This is a genomic window from Actinotalea ferrariae CF5-4 (assembly GCF_000603945.1).
Lineage (GTDB): Bacteria > Actinomycetota > Actinomycetes > Actinomycetales > Cellulomonadaceae > Actinotalea > Actinotalea ferrariae.
Genome location: NZ_AXCW01000091.1, coordinates 1 through 17,827 on the forward strand (window position 1 = coordinate 1; position 17,827 = coordinate 17,827).

Below are 17,827 nucleotides of genomic sequence, written 5' to 3' on the forward strand. Positions count from 1 at the left end.
TCCAGGCGCGCCAGCAGGCGGTGGTCGCCGCCGCGCTCGAGGCGAGCCCGGGCCTCCTGCGGCCGGTCCACGCCGCCCCCTCCGAGCTCTGGCACCTGCCGGGGACCTGGGTCGCGGGCACGGGGGAGCGGGACGTCCTGGTCGCGACGCCCGACGGGCTGCTGCAGGGCGTCGAGCCGGAGACCGGCCGGGTGCGCTGGGGCGTGGACGGCCCGCCGCCGGGGGGCTCGTCGTGGTGCACGGTGCTGCACCGCACCCCTGACGGCACCGGGATCACGCGCACCGCCACCGGGACACGGCCCGCGGCGCTCGCGCTGTGCGAGGAGGGCACGTGGGCGGCAGGACTCGACGGCTCCCGCATCCGACTCACCCTCGCGCGGACGCTGGACCCGGCGACGGGGGCCGTGCTCGCGGAGCGCGCGCTCGGCGGCGGGCTCCTCGTGTCCGACGTCGTCGACGGCGACCTCCTCCACGCGTCCGCGGACCAGGCCGGATTTGTGAGCGTCGCGCGCTGGGACCCCTGGACGGGTGAGCCGCGCTGGGCGTTCCGCAGCGACCGCCGCATCACCGACCGCCGCAGCAACGGGGTGCAGGTGCACCACGGTGCCGGGACGCTCTCCTTCGTGGGGTCGAGCACGCTGACGCTGGACCTCGGCTCGGGGCGCCAGGTCGACCGCCCGGGTGACACGCCTCCCGCGGACGCCGTCGTCGGGTACCTGGCCGACGGTGCGGCCGTCCTCGCCGGCGCGCGGGACGGGGGGACGACGACGCGGGTGCTCGCGCCCGACGGGACGCTGCGCTACACGACGGAGGGGGCGCCCCTCCTGCCGTCGCTGCGGGTCGGGAGCGCGGCGGGTGTGCTCCTGGTCCGGGCGACCGACGGCGGGGTCCGGGCCGTGGAGGCCGCGACGGGCGCGCCGCTCTGGCGCGAGCGCCCCTCGGGACGCGGACCGGACCGGGCCGCCGACCTGTCCGTCCTGGCCGAGGTCGACGCCACGGTCGTCCTCACCGATGCCGTCGAGGCGTGGGGCGTCGACCTGCGCACCGGGCGCCCGGCATGGCGCCACGCGCTCGCGGACGTCGCGCGGCTCCAGCCGCTCACCGACGGCGCCGTGGTGGTCCTCCCCGTGCAGGACGGCACGCCGTCCGGCAGCCTCCTGGCCGTGGAGGTCCGGTCCGGTGCGGAGCTGTGGCGCACGCCGCTGGCCCCGGGCACCAAGGGCGTGCGGCCCGCCCACGGCCTCCTGCTCGTCGAGTCCGAGGACGGCATCACCGCGCTGGGCTGAGTCCCCGCCGGGGACTGTCGGGACCGGTCGCAACGACCTACCCTCGGAGGATGCGGCGCCGCACCGACGGCGTCACGCCGGGGCGCCCGGTGGGGTCCGCCCCGCAGCACGGTCCCGCCGGCGTGGTGACCGTGCACGAGGTCGACGTGGAGCTCGTCGAGGACGCCGAGCCCCGGTCGGCCCGCGTGCGGTCGCGGGACCCGGACCGGCGGCGCTCCCGTCCGGCGACCGCTCGGGGCGCGGAGCCGGCTGCGCGTCGGCACCTCGGCGGCCTCGCGACCGGCGCGGCCCTGGCGCTCGTCGGGGTCCTCGTCCTGGGGCTCAACGTCGCGACGGAGGCCCGCTCGACCGCCGCCGCGGCACGGGTCGCCGCCGCACCCGGTGTCCTGGACGCCGTCACGGGGTTCGGGGTGTCCTGGACGCGGACCGACGTCCAGCTCCTGGGCGTGGTGGAGGACGTCGTCCTCGTCTCCTCCGCCGGCCGGATGGCCGAGGCGCTCGACGCCCGCACCGGAGCCGTGCTGTGGACCGTCGGCGAGCCCGGTGGGTCGGGGTGGTGCACCCTGCTCTCCAGCGACCAGCCGGGCATCCAGTTCGAGCGCACCACGCCCTGGACGCCCGCGGGCGAGGACCTCGCGTGCCACCGCAGCGGCTGGTGGTCCGACGGTCCGACCGACCCGCTGCGCCGACGGACCCTGGTCGAGGTCGTCGACACCGCCACGGGCCGCACCACCGGCCGGCTGGAGGAGGACGGGCGCCTCGTCACGTCGATGCTCGTGGCCGGCGACCTCGTTCCCGTGGTGGCGCGCGACGACGGGTCGGTCGTGGTCTCCCGCTGGGAACCGGGTGCCGCCCGCACCCGCTGGCGCACGGTGTCCGGGCCGGGTCTGGCGACCCCCGACGCCGTCGGGACGGCCGTCCTGCAGGACGGTCGGACCCTCACCGTGCGGGGTCACACGCGCCTCACCGTCGCCCTCGCGGACGGCTCCCCGCTCGCTTCCCACGTCCCGGCCCTCGCGCGGCGTCGGACGGCGGGGACCCCGCCGACGCCGCCCGTCACGGACGTACCCGACCCGGTGGCGCTCGTCGCGGGTCCGGAGGGGACGCGCGTGGTGGAGCCCGGGCAGGGCCGGGCGGTCCGGGAGCTGTGGCGGCTCCCCCGGGGGACGACGCCGGTCCCGGTCGCAGACGTCGCCGGGGTCCTCGTGCTGGCCGGCACGGCGCAGGTGGCGGCCCACGAGCGGCGGACCGGCCGGGTGCTGTGGCGGACGGAGACGGCTGCGGCGGTCGACCCGGTGGCGCTCACGGACGGCGTGGTGGTGCTCCTGCCGGTCCCCGGGGACGGCACGACGGACCTGGCGGCCGTCCGGCTCGCCGACGGGCTCGAGCTGTGGCGGGAACCGCTGCCTCCGGGCACCCGGCTGCTCGTGCCCGCCGGGGCCGCCGTCGTCGTCCAGGCCCGCGACGGGGTGGTGGGCGTCCCCGTCAGTCCGTGAGCAGCGCCCAGACGGTGGTGTCCGCCGGCACGACGACCCGCCCGTCGCCGGTGGCTCCCAGCGGGCCCGAGGCCACGAGCACGGCCGCACCGGGGGGCAGGACCGCCTCGGACGCGCCGACGACCGCCACGACGAGCACGTCCCGGTTCACGAACGCCAGCACGTCCCCCGCCGGGGCGCCGGTGGAGGTCGTCAGCCCGTCGGCCCAGGCGAGCGAGCCCGTGCCGAGCGCCTGCTCGCGGCGCACGCGCAGCGCCGTCCGGTACAGCTCCAGCGTGGAGCCGGGGACGCCGCGCTGCCGGTCGGCCGCGTAGCGGGCGTAGGACGCGGGCTGGCTCAGCCAGGTGGCCCCGGTGGGGGAGAAGCCGTACGCCGGCGCGTCCGCGGACCAGGGCAGCGGGACCCGGCACCCGTCCCGGCCGCGCTCGGTGTGGCCGGACCGCCACCAGGCGGGGTCCTGGCGCTCGTCGTCGGCGAGGGTGGTGTGCTCGGGCAGGCCGAGCTCCTCGCCCTGGTACACGTAGGCCGACCCCGGCAGCCCGAGCATGAGGAGCGTCGCCGCCCGTCCGCGGCGCAGCCCCAGCGCCTCGTCCGGCTGCGGGTCGGTGGCGCCGATGCCGTTCGGCCGGGAGCCCGGTACCGCCAGCCCCAGACGCGACGTGTGGCGCACGACGTCGTGGTTGGACAGCACCCACGTCGTCGTGGCGCCGACCTCGTCGTTGGCCCGGAGCGACGCGGTGACGACGGCGCGCAGGTCCGGCGCGGCCCACAGCGTGGTGAGGAAGGCGAAGTTGAACGCCTGCTGCATCTCGCCGGGGCGGACGTAGCGCGCGAGGCGCTCCATCGGCTCGACCCAGGCCTCCGCGACGAGCGCACGGTCCCCCTCGTACTGCCCGAGGACCCGGTTCCAGGACCGGTAGATGTCGTGCAGCGGCTCCTGGTCCCACATCGGCCCCGCGCTGCCGGCGCCGGTGGCGCCGTCCTCGGAGCCGAGGGTGCCGTCGTGCCCGCCGTCGATCATCGCGGTGGTGCCGTCCCAGTCCGGGAGGCCGGGTGCCTTGACCATGCCGTGCGCGACGTCGACCCGGAACCCGTCCACCCCGCGGTCCAGCCAGAAGCGCAGGACGTCCTCGAGCTCGTCCCGCACCTCGGGGTTCGACCAGTCCAGGTCGGGCTGGCTGGAGTCGAACAGGTGCAGGTACCACTGCCCCGGCGTGCCGTCCGGCTCGGTGACCCGGGTCCACGCCGGTCCGCCGAAGACGGACGTCCAGTTGTTCGGGGGCTCCGAGCCCCCGGGGCCCCGGCCGTCCCGGAAGAGGTAGCGTCCCCGCTCCACGCTGTCCGGTGCGGCGGCCAGCGCCCCCCGGAACCACGGGTGGTCGGCCGACGTGTGGTTGGGCACCAGGTCGACGACGACGCGCAGCCCCAGCGCGTGGGCCCGGTCCAGCAGGGCGTCGGCGTCCGCCAGCGTGCCGAACAGGGGGTCCACGTCCCGGTAGTCCGCGACGTCGTACCCGGCGTCGCGCTGCGGCGAGCGGTAGAACGGCGAGAGCCAGACGGCGTCCACCCCCAGGTCGGCGAGGTGGTCGAGCCGGGCGGTGATGCCGGGGAGGTCACCGACCCCGTCGCCGTCGCCGTCGGCGAACGAGCGCGGGTAGACCTGGTAGATCACCGCGTCGCGCCACCAGGGCCCCGCCGGGCCGGCGGGGTGGACGAGGGTCGTGCTGAGGGCAGCCGCGGGCGGCCGGGGGGTGGGCGTCACAGAGGTCCGTCTCGGTGTGGTGCGGGTGCGGGTGGGGCCAGGCCCCCCCGAGGTCGGTCAGGCGCGCGCGGCCTCGGTGACCGTGGCGGCGGGCCGCGCGGCACCGGTGGAGCCGCGGACGATGAGCTCGGGGTGGAAGAGCAGCTCCGAGCGCGGGACGCGGGTGCCGGAGATCTCGGACACGAGGGCGCTCACGGCGGCCTCGCCCATGCTCACGACGGGCTGCCGGATCGTGGTGAGGGGCGGGTCGGTGAAGGCGATGAGCGGCGAGTCGTCGAAGCCGACCACCGAGACGTCGTCGGGGACGGCGAGGCCGCGCGAGCGTGCGGCGCGGATGGCGCCGAGCGCCATGAGGTCCGAGGCGCAGACGACGGCCGTGTGGCCCGAGTCCATGAGCTCGCCGCCGGCGGCCTGGCCGCCCTCGACGGTGAACAGCGTCGTCACGACGTGGCGGCTCGGGTCGTCGGAGGGGTCGCGGCGGCGCAGCGCGGCGGTGAACGCGGCGAGCTTGCGGCGGGCGGGGATGTAGCGGTCCGGGCCGATCGCCAGGCCGATCTCCCGGTGCCCCAGCGACGTCAGGTGGCGCAGCGCGAGCTCCACGGCGACGCTGTCGTCCGTGGAGACCGCCGGGGCGTCGATGCCCTCGGAGTAGCCGTTGACCAGCACGATCGGCAGGCCGCGGCTGCGCAGACGGTGGTAGCGCTCGTTGCTCGCGGTCGTGTCCGCGTGGCGTCCCGAGACGAAGACGATCCCGTCGACGCCGTGCTCCAGCAGCATCTCGACGTACTCGTCCTCCGTCGTGCCGCCGGGGGACTGGGTGCACAGCAGCGGCGTGAAGCCGCGCTCGGCGAGGGAGTTCTCGACGGACTGGGCCAGCGCGGGGAAGACGGGGTTCGTCAGCTCGGGGACGATGAGGCCGACGAGGCCCTCGGACCGGGTCCGGAGCTTCTCGGGCCGCTCGTAGCCCAGCACGTCCAGGGCTGCCAGGACGGACTTGCGGGTCTGGGACGAGACGCCGGCCTTGCCGTTCAGGACGCGCGAGACCGTGGCCGTGCTCACACCGGCCTGGTCCGCGAGATCCTTCAGTCGGGTCCGCACATGCGGCAGCGTAGAGGACACGGCACACCTCCTCGTGGGGGTCCTCGTTGTCTCGAGACATGTCGTCACGAAAGCGTTGCATGAAAGTTACCGCAACGGCTTGCATGCTGGCGAGCGTCCCCGTAGCGTCGCGTCATCAGGGCCCGTCTGGGCCCAGCCGGGCGGCCCCGCCGGCCCGGCCTGTTGGACACTCGTGTTGGGAGACACCCACGATGCGACGGAGCATCCCGTTTGTCGCGGTCGCCCTCGGCGCCGCGCTCACCCTGTCCGCCTGCGGCGGAGCCGAGGAGCCGGAGGCCGCTGAGCCGACGACCGAGGAGACCGCCGAGGAGGAGGCCCCTGAGGGCGACGCCGAGACCCTGACGATCTGGGTCGACGAGACCCGCCAGGCCGCCGTCGAGGCCGCCGCCGCCGACTTCGAGGCGGAGACCGGCGCGACGGTCGAGCTGGTCCAGAAGAACTTCGACGACATCCGCCCGGACTTCCTCGCCCAGGTCCCGACCGGCGAGGGCCCGGACATCACCGTCGGCGCGCACGACTGGCTGGGTGGCCTCACGGCCAACGGCGTCGTCGCCCCGATCGAGCTGGGCGACGCGGCCGAGGGCTTCGAGCAGGTCGCGCTGGAGGCCTTCACGCAGGACGGCCAGGTCTACGGCCTGCCCTACGCGGTCGAGAACATCGCGCTGATCCGCAACACGGACCTCGCCGCCGAGGCGCCCGCCACCTGGGACGCCGCGGTCGCCGCGGGCCAGGCCGCCGGCACCCCGTACCCGATCCTCATCCAGATGGGTGAGACGGGCGACCCCTACACGATGTACCCGTTCCAGACGTCCTTCGGCGCCCCGGTCTTCGTGCAGAACGAGGACGGCTCCTACACGCCGGAGCTCGCGCTGGGCGGCGAGGCGGGCACCGCGTTCGCCACGTGGCTGCAGCAGCAGGGCGCGGCCGGTGTCCTCGACACCGCCGTCACCTACGACGTCGCCGTCGAGGCGTTCGCCAACGGCGAGTCGCCGTTCATCATCGGTGGCCCCTGGATGATCGAGTCGTTCGAGGGCCTGAACCTCGCGATCGACCCGATCCCGGCCGCGGGTTCGCAGCCGGCGCAGCCGTTCGTCGGTGTCGCGGGCTTCTACGTCTCCGCGCAGTCGGAGAACGCCCTTCTCGCCAACGACTTCCTCGTCAACTTCATGGCGACCGAGGACGCGCAGATGGCGCTCTACGAGGCGGGCGGCCGTCCCCCGGCCCTCATCGCCGCTGCTGACACTGCGTCGGCCGACCCGATCACGGCCGGCTTCCGCGCCGTGGGTGCCGACGCCGTCCCGATGCCGTCCATCCCCGAGATGGGCTCGGTCTGGGAGTTCTGGGGCGTGACCGAGGCGCAGATCGTCTCCGGTGCCGCTGCCGACCCGGCCGCCGCCTGGGAGCAGATGGTCGCGGACATCCAGGCCGCGCTCGACGCCGCCTGACCGCTCCCCGGAGCACAGCAGGATCGCGTGGCGCGCAACCGGAACCTGCCGGTTGCGCGCCACGCGCGCATGACCCCCTGATCTCGCCGGGGCGGTGCCATGATGCGAAGCGGGCGCACGACGACGTGCCCCTGGCCTCCCGTGCACCGCTGCGGACCCCGCACCGGAGCGCGGGTGCTCAGCCGCAGCGCTGACCAGCCCGCACGGAGGTAGTGATGAGCACCCCCCACCCCCCGCAGGTCGAGGCGGCCGACGCCATGGCGCCGGGCGACCGCACGCCCGGTCGCGCGCGTCCGCGTCGATCCGGGACGTCCCCCGCGCGGGACTTCGGCCCCGGCTTCCTGGTGAAGCTCGCGCTCATGGCACTGATCAACGCGCTCGGCGTGTGGATCGTGCTGGCGGCGTGGAACGTGGGCTCCTACGGGATCCTCGCGGGGATGGTGGTGATCCTCCTCGCCGTCAACATCGTGTACTTCTCCCGGCGCACGCTCCCGATGAAGTACATCCTCCCCGGCCTGATCTTCCTCTTCGCGTTCCAGATCTTCGTCGTCGTCTACACGGTCTTCGTCGCGTTCACCAACTACGGGGACGGGCACAACTCGACCAAGCAGGACGCGGTCGAGTTCCTCCTCATCGACAACGAGCGACGGGTCGAGGGCTCGGACGCCTACCAGGTCTCCGTGGTCGAGCAGGACGGCGGCGCGCTCGGGCTGGCGGTCGTCACGGGATCCGGCGACGTCCGCGTCGGCACCGCCGAGGAGCCGCTGCGGACCGTCGAGGACGGCACCGCGAGCGACGGCCGGGTCACCGAGGTGCCGGGCTTCACGATCCTGGAGCGCGGGGCGATCCTCGAGCGGGCCGACGAGGTCACCGAGCTGCGCGTCCCCCTCTCGGAGGACCCGGAGGAGGGCTCGCTGCGCACGCAGGACGCCCGCAACGCGTACGTGTTCCGCTCCGCGCTGGAGTACGACGAGTCCGAGGGCGTGATGCGGAGCCTCGTCGACGGCACGGTCTACTCGCCGTCGGAGGACGGGTTCTTCGTCTCCCCGGACGGGGAGCAGCTCTCCGTCGGGTGGCGCGTCGTCGTCGGCGCGGAGAACTTCGTCACCGCGTTCAGCGACCAGCGGTACGCCGAGCCGTTCGTCAAGATCCTGCTGTGGACCTTCGCGTTCGCGTTCCTGTCGGTGGTCACGACGTTCCTGCTCGGCCTCTTCTTCGCGATCACGTTCAACGACCCGCGGCTGCGCGGGCGGAAGATCTACCGGACCCTCCTGATCCTCCCGTACGCGATGCCGGGCTTCCTCGCGGCGCTGCTGTGGGCGGGTCTGCTCAACCGGCGGTTCGGCTTCGTCAACGCCGTGCTCCTCAACGGCGCGGAGATCCCCTGGCTGACGGACCCGACGCTCGCGAAGCTGTCGATCATCGGCGTGAACCTCTGGCTCGGCTTCCCCTACATGTTCCTCATCTGCACGGGTGCCCTCCAGGCCATCCCCGAGGACCTCACCGAGGCCGCGAAGATCGACGGGGCCGGCCGGATCCGGATGTGGCGGTCCATCACCCTGCCGCTGCTGCTGGTGTCGACGGGACCGCTGCTGATCTCCTCGTTCGCGTTCAACTTCAACAACTTCACGCTCGTCTACATGCTCACCCAGGGCGGTCCACGCTTCACCGACACCTCGGCGCCGCTGGGGCACACGGACATCCTCATCACGATGATCTACTCCGTGTCCGGGCTGGACGGGTCGGCCCCGCGCGACTACGGCCTGGCCAGCGCGCTCTCGATCGTGGTCTTCATCATCGTCGCGACCATCTCGGCCCTGGCCTTCCGCCGGACCCGTCAGCTCGAGGAGATCAACTGACATGGCCACGCAGACCAGCACCGTGACGACCGGGCGCGGCACGCCGACCGGCGGCACCACCACGGCGAAGCCCGCGCGGATGAAGCCCGGCCGGTACCTCAGCGAGCTCGGGTGGCGGCACGTCGTCGGCGTCATCGGGGTCGTCTACGCCGCGTTCCCCCTCGTGTACGTCTTCTCGGCCGCGCTGTCGGACCAGGGGACGCTCACCGGGTCCAACGAGATGTTCGGGACGCTGAGCACGGCGAACTTCGAGGCGCTCAACGACACCCGCTTCTGGACCTGGGTCTACAACACCCTGCTCATCGCGACCATCACCGCGATCGGCACCGTCCTCATGGGCGCCGCGGCGGCCTACGCGTTCTCGCGCTTCCGCTTCACCGGCCGTCGCGTCGGCCTGACCGCGCTGCTCATCATCCAGATGTTCCCGCAGATGCTCGCGTTCGTGGCGATCTTCCTGCTGCTCATCGCCCTCGGACCGGTCGTCCCGGCCCTGGGTCTGAACAGCAAGCTGGCCGTCATCTGCGTGTACCTCGGCGGCGCGCTCGGCGTGAACACGTTCCTCATGTACGGCTTCTTCAACACGGTGCCCCGTGAGCTGGACGAGGCGGCGAAGATCGACGGCGCCTCGCACGCCCAGATCTACTGGACGATCATCCTGCGCCTCGTCGCGCCGATCCTGGCGGTGGTCGCGCTCCTGTCGTTCATCAGCACCTTCGGCGAGTTCATCATCGCCCGCGTGCTGCTCCAGTCCGAGAGCAACTGGACGCTCGCCGTCGGCCTGTACGGGTGGGTCTCGGACCTCCTCGAGGCGCAGTGGGGCCTCTTCGCCGCCGGTGCGGTGATCTCGGCGGTCCCCGTCCTGCTGCTCTTCCTCTTCCTGCAGCGCTACATCGTCGGTGGGCTGACCGCAGGCTCGGTCAAGGGATGACGGGCCGCTCCCTCGAGGCCCACCACGACGGGAGCGAGCTGTACGTCCGGACGGGCACGCCGACGCTGGGGGACAGCGTGCCCGTCCGGGTCAGGGTGCCCTCCGGCTCCGCCGCGCGGGCGGTCCACCTCCGGACCGTCCGCGACGGCGAGCCGGAGGTCATCGAGGCGCGGCTCGACGGTCAGGACGAGCACGAGCGCTGGTACGTCGCCGAGGTCGAGGTCCACAACCCGGTCACGCCGTACCGGTTCCTGCTCGACGAGCCGACGGGCTACCGGTGGCTCAACGGGACGGGCCTGCACGCCCGCGACGTGCCCGACGCCGCCGACTTCCGCCTCACCGTGCACCCGCCGGCACCGGCGTGGGCGCAGGACGCCGTCGTCTACCAGGTCTTCCCCGACCGGTTCGCACGGTCGGGGGCGCAGCAGTCGGTCCCGGACTGGGCGCAGCCGGCCGACTGGGACGACGAGCCCCTGGCCGCCGGCCCCGGGGTGGGGCAGCAGCTCTTCGGCGGGGACCTCCCCGGCATCGAGCAGCGCCTGGGCCACCTCGAGCGGCTCGGCGTCGACGTCCTCTACCTCACGCCGTTCTTCCCCGGCCGGTCCAACCACCGCTACGACGCGAGCACGTTCGACCACGTCGACCCCCTGCTGGGCGGCGACGACGCGCTCGTGTCCCTCTCCCGGGCGCTGCACGCCCGCGGGATGCGGCTCATGGGCGACCTGACGACCAACCACACGGGCGCGGACCACGAGTGGTTCCGGCGCGCCCGGGAGGACCGGTCCAGCGAGGAGGCCGGGTTCTACCTGTGGACCGAGGACGGCTACGTCGGCTGGCTCGGCCACGCGAGCCTGCCCAAGCTGGACCACGGCTCGACCGCCCTGGGTCCCCGGCTCGTCGACGGGCCCGACTCCGTGATCGGGCGGTGGCTGCGCGAGCCGTACGGGCTGGACGGCTGGCGCATCGACGTCGCGAACATGACCGGGCGGTACCGCGACCAGGACCTCACGCACGACGTCGCACGCCGCATCCGGCGCACGGTCACGCAGGCGCGCCGGGACGCGCTCCTGGTCAGCGAGCACTTCCACGACGCGAGCCAGGACCTGACGGGCGACGGCTGGCACGCGAACATGAACTACAACGGGTTCACGCGTCCGGTCTGGGGCTGGACGGCTCCGGTCGGCACCGAGCAGCCGCTGCTGGGCCTGCCGGTGCGGCGGGCACGCCGGGGCGGCGCGTCGACCGCCGCCACGATGCGCGAGTTCGCGGCCGTCCTGCCGTGGTCCGTCACCGCCGCCCAGTGGAACCTGCTCGGTTCCCACGACACGGCCCGGATCCGGACCCTGGTGGACGGCCGGGACATGCTCGAGGTCGCCGTCGGCCTGCTCCTGACCTACCCCGGCACGCCCATGGTCTTCGCGGGCGACGAGGTGGGCGCCACCGGCACGACCGGCGAGCACGCGCGCGTCACGATGCCCTGGGACCGCCCGCGGGACTGGGACGAGGCGACGTTCGCGCTGTACCGCGAGCTCATCGCGCTGCGCCGGGGCTCCGTCGCGCTGCGCCGCGGCGGGCTGCGGTGGTGGCTGGCGGAGGACGACGTCCTGGCGTACGTGCGCGAGACGCCCGAGGAGCGCGTCCTCGTCGTCGCGGCCCGGGCCCCGTGGTCGGGCGCCGCGCTGCCACCCGTCCTGGCCCGCGGCGGCATGCCCGAGGCGCTGCGCGGATCCGAGCCCGTCCGCGGTGCCGACGGCACCGTCCACGTCCCGGGCGCCGGCCCGGCCCTGACCGTCTGGAGACTCCCGTGACCCGTCCCGTGCTGGTCGACGACCTCGCCGAGGACCTGCGCGCGCTCGGCGTGCGGCCCGGTGGCGTGCTCCTCGCCCACGCGAGCCTGTCCTCGCTGGGCTGGGTCGTCGGCGGCGAGCAGGCCGTCGTCCTGGCGCTCGAGGCAGCGCTGGGCGAGGACGGGACGCTCGTCATGCCGAGCCAGTCGTGGCAGCTGTGCGACCCGGCGTACCTGCGCGACCCGGGCGTGCCGGAGGAGACGTGGGACGCGGTGCGGGCCGGGATGCCGGCCTACGACCCGGCCTGGACGCCGACCCGCACGATGGGGGCCGTCGTGGAGGCGCTGCGCACCCAGCCGGGCACGCTGCGCAGCGCCCACCCGCACCGCAGCTTCGTGGCCCGGGGCCCCCTCGCGCCCGAGGTGCTCGCCGAGCACCTCCTGGAGGACCCGGTCGGGGAGGGCTCGCCGCTGGCGGCGCTGTACCGGCAGGACGCCCAGGTGCTCCTGCTCGGCGTCGGCTTCGACAAGAACACCTCGCTGCACCTGGCCGAGGCGCGCTCCGGGCTGCCCGTCGGGACGCTGCCCAACGGCGCGCCGGTCCTGGTCGGCGGCGAGCGGCGGTGGGTGACGTTCGACGAGCCCGTCGTCGACGACGCGGACTTCGTGGCCGCCGGCGAGGACTTCGCGGCGCACGGGGGCGTGACCACGGGCGCCGTGGGCGCGGCCCGCGCGCACCTCATGGACCAGCGGGCGCTCGTCGACCACGCCACGGCGTGGTTCACCCGCACCCGGGGTGCCCTCGCTGGCTAAGGTGCTCGCGTGAGCGCACCCCCCGCGGACGGCCGCCCGGTGACCGGCCCGCCGGTGGGGACCTACACGGACGCGGACCGCGACCGGTGGTGCGCGGAGGCCCCGAAGAGCAAGGAGCGCACGCCCTTCGAACGGGACCGGGCGCGGATCCTGCACTCGGCCGCGCTGCGGCGGCTGGGGGCCAAGACCCAGGTGCTCGGCCCCGGGACGGACGACTTCGTGCGGACCCGGCTCACCCACACCCTCGAGGTCGCCCAGGTCGGCCGCGAGCTCGGCAAGGCCCTCGGGTGCGACCCCGACGTGGTCGACGCCGCCTGCCTCGCGCACGACCTGGGCCACCCCCCGTTCGGGCACAACGGCGAGCGCGCCCTCGCCGCCGTCGCGGCCGGGATCGGCGGCTTCGAGGGCAACGCCCAGACGCTGCGCCTGCTCACCCGCCTGGAGCCGAAGGTCGTCGACCCGGCGACCGGTCGCGCCGCGGGGCTCAACCTCACGCGTGCCAGCCTCGACGCGTCGGTCAAGTACCCCTGGGGCGCGACCGACGCGCCGCTGCGGCCGGACGGGACGCCGTCGGGCAAGTTCGGGGTCTACGCCGACGACGTCGAGGTGTTCGCCTGGCTCCGGCAGGGCGCTCCCGCCGGGGCGCGGTGCCTGGAGGCGGAGGTGATGGACCTCGCCGACGACGTCTCCTACAGCGTGCACGACGTCGAGGACGCCGTCGTCGGCGGTCGGCTCGCGCTGGAGGTGCTCGACGACTCCGCCGCCCGGGCCCGGGTGCTCACCGAGACCCGCGCGTGGTTCGGTGGGCAGCTCGAGGACGACGAGCTGCTCGAGGCCATGGACCGCCTGCGGGCGGACGAGCTGTGGGTCCGCGAGCACGACGGGAGCCGGCGCGCGCTGGCGGCCCTCAAGGACATGACGAGCCAGCTCATCGGGCGCTTCTGCGACGCCGCGATCGCCGCGACCCGCGAGCACTACGGCACGGGCCCGTTGACGCGCTACCGGGCGCGCCTCGTCGTGCCGCGCGGGACGGTCGCCGAGATCCTCGTGCTCAAGGGCCTGGCGGTCGCGTACGTCATGGCCCCGCGGGAGGCCGAGCCGCTCTACCGCCGGCAGCGGGAGGTCATCGAGGACCTCGTCCAGGTGGTCGCCGACCGCGCCCCCGACACCCTGGAGCCGACGTTCGCCGCGGACTGGGCGGAGGCGGCCGACGACGCCGCGCGGCTGCGGGTGGTGGTCGACCAGGTCGCCTCGCTCACCGACGTCAGTGCCGCGGAGTGGCACGTCCGGCTGGTCCGGCGACCCCGCCCGGAGGCGTCCCCACCCACCCGGTGACGCACGCCGGCCGGCCGCCTGCGCGGGCCTAGACTCGCGCCGTGGCAGGACGGATCCGACGCGACGACGTGACGACGGTCCGCGAGCGTGCCCGGATCGAGGAGGTCGTCGGGGAGCACGTCACGCTCAAGCCCGCCGGCGTCGGCTCGCTCAAGGGCCTGTGCCCCTTCCACGACGAGCGCACGCCCTCCTTCCACGTCCGACCGCAGGTCGGCTACTGGCACTGCTTCGGCTGCAGCGAGGGCGGGGACGTCATCTCGTTCGTGCAGAAGATCGACGGGCTCGGCTTCACCGAGGCCGTCGAGCACCTGGCCGGCCGGGTCGGGGTGCAGCTGCGCTACGAGGAGGGCGGCGTGGTGCGCCCGGGCGAGGAGCCGGGCCGCCGTCAGCGGCTGCTCGAGGCCCACCGGCATGCCGCCGCCTACTACGCCGAGCAGCTCCTCACGCCGGAGGCCGCCGTCGGCCGGCAGTTCCTCGCCGAGCGTGGCTTCGACCGCTCGGCGGCCGAGCACTTCGGTGTGGGCTTCGCCCCGCAGGGCTGGGACCACCTGCAGCGGTACCTGCGCGGGAAGGGCTTCACCGAGGCGGAGCTCACGGCGTCCGGTCTGATGAGCCAGGGCAACCGCGGGAGCTACGACCGGTTCCGCGGGCGCCTCGTGTGGCCGATCCGCGACGTCACCGGCGACGTCGTCGGGTTCGGGGCGCGGCGCCTCCTCGAGGACGACCAGGGCCCCAAGTACCTCAACAGCCCGGAGACCGCCCTCTACAAGAAGGCGCAGGTCCTCTACGGCATCGACCTGGCCAAGCGGGAGATCGCCAAGCGCCGCCAGGTCGTCGTCGTCGAGGGCTACACGGACGTCATGGCGGCGCACCTGTCGGGGGTGCCCACGGCCGTCGCGACGTGCGGCACGGCGTTCGGGCCGGACCACGCGCGGGTCGTCCGGCGCCTGCTGGGCGACACCTCCGCCGGTGGCGGGGTGCAGCTGGCGTCGGGTGCCTCGGTCGGCGGCGAGATCGTCTTCACCTTCGACGGCGACGAGGCCGGCCAGAAGGCGGCGCTGCGGGCGTTCGGCGAGGACCAGCGGTTCTACGCCCAGACGTTCGTCGCGGTGGAGCCCCACGGGATGGACCCCTGCGAGCTGCGCCAGGAGAAGGGGCCCGACGCCGTCCAGGCGCTCGTCGCCGGGCGCCAGCCGCTGTTCGAGTTCGTCATCCGCTCGACCCTGCGGCAGCACGACCTGGACACGGCCGAGGGGCGCGTCGCGGCGCTGCGGGCGTCCGCGCCCGTCGTGGCGGGCATCCGGGACGCCGCGCTGCGGCCCGAGTACGGCCGCATGCTCGCCGGCTGGCTCGGCATGGAGGCGGACACCGTGCTGCGGGAGGTCGGTGCCGCCGCACGGCGCTCGCGGGACGGTGCACCGGGCGACCGGGGCCAGGACTCCCGCCGTCACCCCGTGATGCCCGGGCCGGGGGAGCGGCCCGGTGGCGCGGGGCCCGACGGCGCCCCGGCGCGCCCCCGCCTCGTGGCGCCCGACCGGACGGACCCGGTGGCCAAGCTCGAACGGAACGCCCTGGAGGTGCTGCTCCAGCAGCCGGCGGCCGTCGACGCGGCCGCCGTGGACGACCTGGCGCCCGACGCGTTCACGGTCCCCGCCTTCCGCGCGGTGCACGAGGCGATCCGCGCCGCGGGCGGACTGACCTCGGCCGCGGGCGGCTCGCCCGCCGCGTGGGTCGAGCGGGTGCACGAGGAGGCGGCCCTGCCGGTGCAGCCCCTCGTCCTCGAGCTCGCCGTCACGCCCCTGCCGGAGGACCGGCCGGACGCGGTGGACGGGTACGTGCGCGGGGTCGTCACCGCGCTGGTGGACCTCGGGATCACCCGGCGCATCGCCGACCTGCGCGGCCGCCTGCAGCGGATGGACCCGCAGGGGGAGGCGGAGGCGTACCAGGCGGCCTTCGCCGACCTCATCGCCCTGGAGAGCCAGCGCCGGGCGCTGCGCCAGGACGCCTGACCCGTCGCCCCAGGAGGAACCGCATGCGCATCGCCCTCGTCCGCCGTCCCTCGCCCCGCCTCGCCGAGGGCGTCGTCGAGCACATCGAGCGGGTCCCGGTCGACCTGGACCGGGCCGTCGCGCAGTGGGAGGCCTACGTCGACGCCCTGCGGTCGGCCGGGTGGGACGTCCGCGAGGTCGCCCCGTCGCCGGAGCACCCGGACAGCGTGTTCGTCGAGGACACGGTCGTGATGTTCCGCGGCACCGCCGTCCTGGCGCGGGCCGGCCACCCCAGCCGCCGCGGCGAGGAGGGCGCGACTGCGGACCTCCTGCAGGGCCTGGGCGCGCGCGTCGTGCCGCTGACGGAGCCGGCCACCCTCGACGGCGGGGACGTGCTCAAGGTGGGCGACACGGTGTACGTGGGCCGCAGCGACCGCACCAACGCGGCCGGTGTCACCCAGCTCCGGGCCGCGCTGGAGCCCCTCGGGGCGACGGTCGTCGCGGTCCCGGTCACCCGGGTGCTGCACCTCAAGACGGCCGTCACCGCGCTGCCGGACGGCACGGTGATCGGGTACGAGCCGAACGTCGACGAGCCGCGCCTGTTCCCGCGGTTCCTGCCCGTCCCGGAGGAGCACGGCACGGCCGTGGTGGACCTGGGCGAGGGCCGGCTGCTGCTGTCGGCGTCGGCGCCCCGCACGGCCGACCTGCTCGCCGACCTCGGGTGGCGGCCCGTGACCGTGGACATCGCCGAGTACGAGAAGCTCGAGGGGTGCGTCACCTGCCTGTCGGTGCGCGTGCGGGAGCTGCCGGCACCGACGGCGTGACGCTCGGCACGCCGTCGCACGGAGCGGCATGGCCGACAATGGTGGGATGACCGCCGTGCCCGACGCCCCCGCCGTCGTCCTGCCCGCCCCCGAGGCCGTCGCCGACGTCCGGCTCGTGACCGTCGACATGGACGGCACCCTGCTCGACGCCGACCACGAGCTCCCCGAGGCCCTCGAGCCCCTCCTGGCCGAGCTCGCGCGGCGCGACGTGCTGTTCTGCCCGGCGAGCGGGCGCCAGTACGCCAACCTCGCCGCACGCTTCGGGGAGCTGGGCGCCGACCTGCCCTTCATCGCCGAGAACGGTGCCTTCGTCCTGCGGGGCGGGCAGGAGATCAGCTCCGACGTCATGGAGCCCGAGGTCGTGGCCGACGTCGTCGCGACGGTCCGCGACCTCGCGGCGTCGGGGGTGGACGTCGGGGTCGTCGTCTGCGGCAAGAGGTCGGCGTACGTCGAACGGCGCGACCCGGCCTTCCGCGCCGAGGTGGACCGCTACTACACGCTGCTCACCGAGGTGGAGGACGTCCTCGCGGTCGACGACGACGTCCTCAAGGTCGCCGTCTTCGACGTGGTCTCGGCCGAGGCCACGGTCGCGCCCGCCCTGGAGCGGTTCCGCGCCACCCACCAGGTGGTCGTCTCGGGTGCCCACTGGGTCGACGTCCTCGGGGCCACCACGCACAAGGGCGCCGCGGTCCGCCGTCTCCAGGAGGCGTACGGCATCACCCCGGCGCAGACGATGGCGTTCGGCGACTACCTCAACGACCTGGAGATGCTGGACGCGGCGGAGCTGTCGTTCGCCATGGCGAACGCCCACCCGGAGGTCCTGGGCCGGGCCCGGTACGTCGCGCCCGCCCACACCGAGGACGGGGTCGTGCGCACCCTCGCCGGGCTCCTCGGCCTGGACCTGCCGGGCGTGGCGGCGCTGCCGGGCCGCTGAGCCCGACGGCGGCGCCCCGCGCCGGAGGGGTCAGCCCGGGAGCGCCCGGGCGAGCGAGCGCAGCGCCGCGAGCGGGTCGGGTCCGGCGGGGATGAGGACGACGCCGTCGGCGCCCGCCTCGCGCAGCGCCTCGAGCCGACGTCGGGCGTCCGGGGGCGTCCCGACCACGCCGAGCTCGTCGACCCAGGCGTCGGGCAGCGCGGCGGCGAACGCGTCGAGGTCCGTGTGCTGCGCCCGCAGCCGGGCCAGGTC

At 74.9% G+C, this 17,827-nt stretch carries 13 protein-coding genes and 1 pseudogene; 11 read left to right on the forward strand and 3 right to left on the reverse strand.

Annotation, left to right across the window (positions count from 1 at the left end):
- Together N866_RS09825 and N866_RS09830 are read left to right on the forward strand one after the other, a co-directional pair.
- Positions 1-1,286: outer membrane protein assembly factor BamB family protein (locus N866_RS09825; RefSeq protein WP_034225839.1), on the forward strand; the 1,286-nt coding region annotated here is incomplete at its 5' end.
- Positions 1,287-1,336: 50 nt separating this feature from the next.
- Positions 1,337-2,782, forward strand: coding sequence for an outer membrane protein assembly factor BamB family protein (locus tag N866_RS09830; protein ID WP_034225841.1), 1,446 nt, complete (start codon positions 1,337-1,339; stop codon positions 2,780-2,782).
- On the opposite strand, the gene N866_RS09835 is transcribed toward N866_RS09830, so the two are convergent.
- Both N866_RS09835 and N866_RS09840 read right to left on the reverse strand, forming a co-directional pair.
- Positions 2,772-4,544 (reverse strand): glycoside hydrolase family 13 protein, encoded by a 1,773-nt coding sequence (locus N866_RS09835; RefSeq protein WP_034225843.1) that lies wholly within the window; start codon positions 4,542-4,544, stop codon positions 2,772-2,774. The two genes, N866_RS09830 and N866_RS09835, sit on opposite strands and share 11 nt — an antisense overlap.
- Before the next feature lie 57 nt (positions 4,545-4,601).
- Positions 4,602-5,642: a LacI family DNA-binding transcriptional regulator gene (locus N866_RS09840; protein WP_245612504.1), complete on the reverse strand. Its 1,041-nt coding sequence runs from the start codon at positions 5,640-5,642 to the stop codon at positions 4,602-4,604.
- A gap of 212 nt (positions 5,643-5,854) precedes the next feature.
- Between N866_RS09840 and N866_RS09845 the strand changes: the two genes are divergently transcribed.
- The 9 genes from N866_RS09845 (at position 5,855) to N866_RS09885 (ending at position 17,575) form a co-directional block, all read left to right on the forward strand.
- Entirely contained in the window at positions 5,855-7,108 is a 1,254-nt protein-coding gene (locus N866_RS09845; protein ID WP_034225847.1) for a sugar ABC transporter substrate-binding protein, read from the forward strand.
- Positions 7,109-7,323: 215 nt separating this feature from the next.
- Positions 7,324-8,967: an ABC transporter permease subunit gene (locus N866_RS09850; protein WP_245612506.1), complete on the forward strand. Its 1,644-nt coding sequence runs from the start codon at positions 7,324-7,326 to the stop codon at positions 8,965-8,967.
- Between the two features lies 1 nt (position 8,968).
- Positions 8,969-9,895 (forward strand): sugar ABC transporter permease, encoded by a 927-nt coding sequence (locus N866_RS09855; RefSeq protein WP_034225849.1) that lies wholly within the window; start codon positions 8,969-8,971, stop codon positions 9,893-9,895.
- On the forward strand, positions 9,892-11,703 hold the full coding sequence (locus N866_RS09860; RefSeq protein WP_034225850.1) for a glycoside hydrolase family 13 protein: 1,812 nt from the start codon (positions 9,892-9,894) through the stop codon (positions 11,701-11,703). Before N866_RS09855 ends, N866_RS09860 begins: the two co-directional genes overlap by 4 nt.
- Entirely contained in the window at positions 11,700-12,494 is a 795-nt protein-coding gene (locus N866_RS09865; RefSeq protein ID WP_034225853.1) for an AAC(3) family N-acetyltransferase, read from the forward strand. The genes N866_RS09860 and N866_RS09865 overlap by 4 nt, the downstream gene beginning before the upstream one ends.
- Positions 12,495-12,503: 9 nt before the next feature.
- On the forward strand, positions 12,504-13,829 hold the full coding sequence (locus tag N866_RS09870) for a deoxyguanosinetriphosphate triphosphohydrolase (protein WP_245612508.1): 1,326 nt from the start codon (positions 12,504-12,506) through the stop codon (positions 13,827-13,829).
- Between the two features lie 41 nt (positions 13,830-13,870).
- The gene (dnaG, locus tag N866_RS09875; RefSeq protein ID WP_034225855.1) at positions 13,871-15,838 is read left to right on the forward strand and encodes a DNA primase; all 1,968 of its coding nucleotides are present in this window, start codon (positions 13,871-13,873) and stop codon (positions 15,836-15,838) included.
- Between the two features lie 23 nt (positions 15,839-15,861).
- Positions 15,862-16,641 carry a dimethylargininase gene (gene ddaH, locus N866_RS09880; RefSeq protein ID WP_034225857.1) on the forward strand — a complete coding sequence of 260 codons (780 nt, stop codon included), beginning with the start codon at positions 15,862-15,864 and terminating at the stop codon, positions 16,639-16,641.
- 46 nt (positions 16,642-16,687) lie between these two features.
- Entirely contained in the window at positions 16,688-17,575 is an 888-nt protein-coding gene (locus N866_RS09885) for a Cof-type HAD-IIB family hydrolase (RefSeq protein ID WP_052022796.1), read from the forward strand.
- A 30-nt stretch (positions 17,576-17,605) separates the two neighbouring features.
- Here N866_RS09885 and N866_RS21365 read toward each other — a convergent pair.
- Positions 17,606-17,827 (reverse strand): annotated as a pseudogene (locus tag N866_RS21365) (LLM class flavin-dependent oxidoreductase); the annotation flags it as partial.

Excerpts from the sequence above, each read along its gene's own strand:
- N866_RS09830 (WP_034225841.1), top strand. The coding sequence starts at position 1,337 with ATGCGGCGCCGCACCGACGGCGTCACGCCGGGGCGCCCGGTGGGGTCC.
- N866_RS09845 (WP_034225847.1), top strand. The coding sequence starts at position 5,855 with ATGCGACGGAGCATCCCGTTTGTCGCGGTCGCCCTCGGCGCCGCGCTC.
- N866_RS09850 (WP_245612506.1), top strand. The coding sequence starts at position 7,324 with ATGAGCACCCCCCACCCCCCGCAGGTCGAGGCGGCCGACGCCATGGCG.
- N866_RS09855 (WP_034225849.1), top strand. The coding sequence starts at position 8,969 with ATGGCCACGCAGACCAGCACCGTGACGACCGGGCGCGGCACGCCGACC.
- N866_RS09860 (WP_034225850.1), top strand. The coding sequence starts at position 9,892 with ATGACGGGCCGCTCCCTCGAGGCCCACCACGACGGGAGCGAGCTGTAC.
- ddaH (WP_034225857.1), top strand. The coding sequence starts at position 15,862 with ATGCGCATCGCCCTCGTCCGCCGTCCCTCGCCCCGCCTCGCCGAGGGC.
- N866_RS09885 (WP_052022796.1), top strand. The coding sequence starts at position 16,688 with ATGACCGCCGTGCCCGACGCCCCCGCCGTCGTCCTGCCCGCCCCCGAG.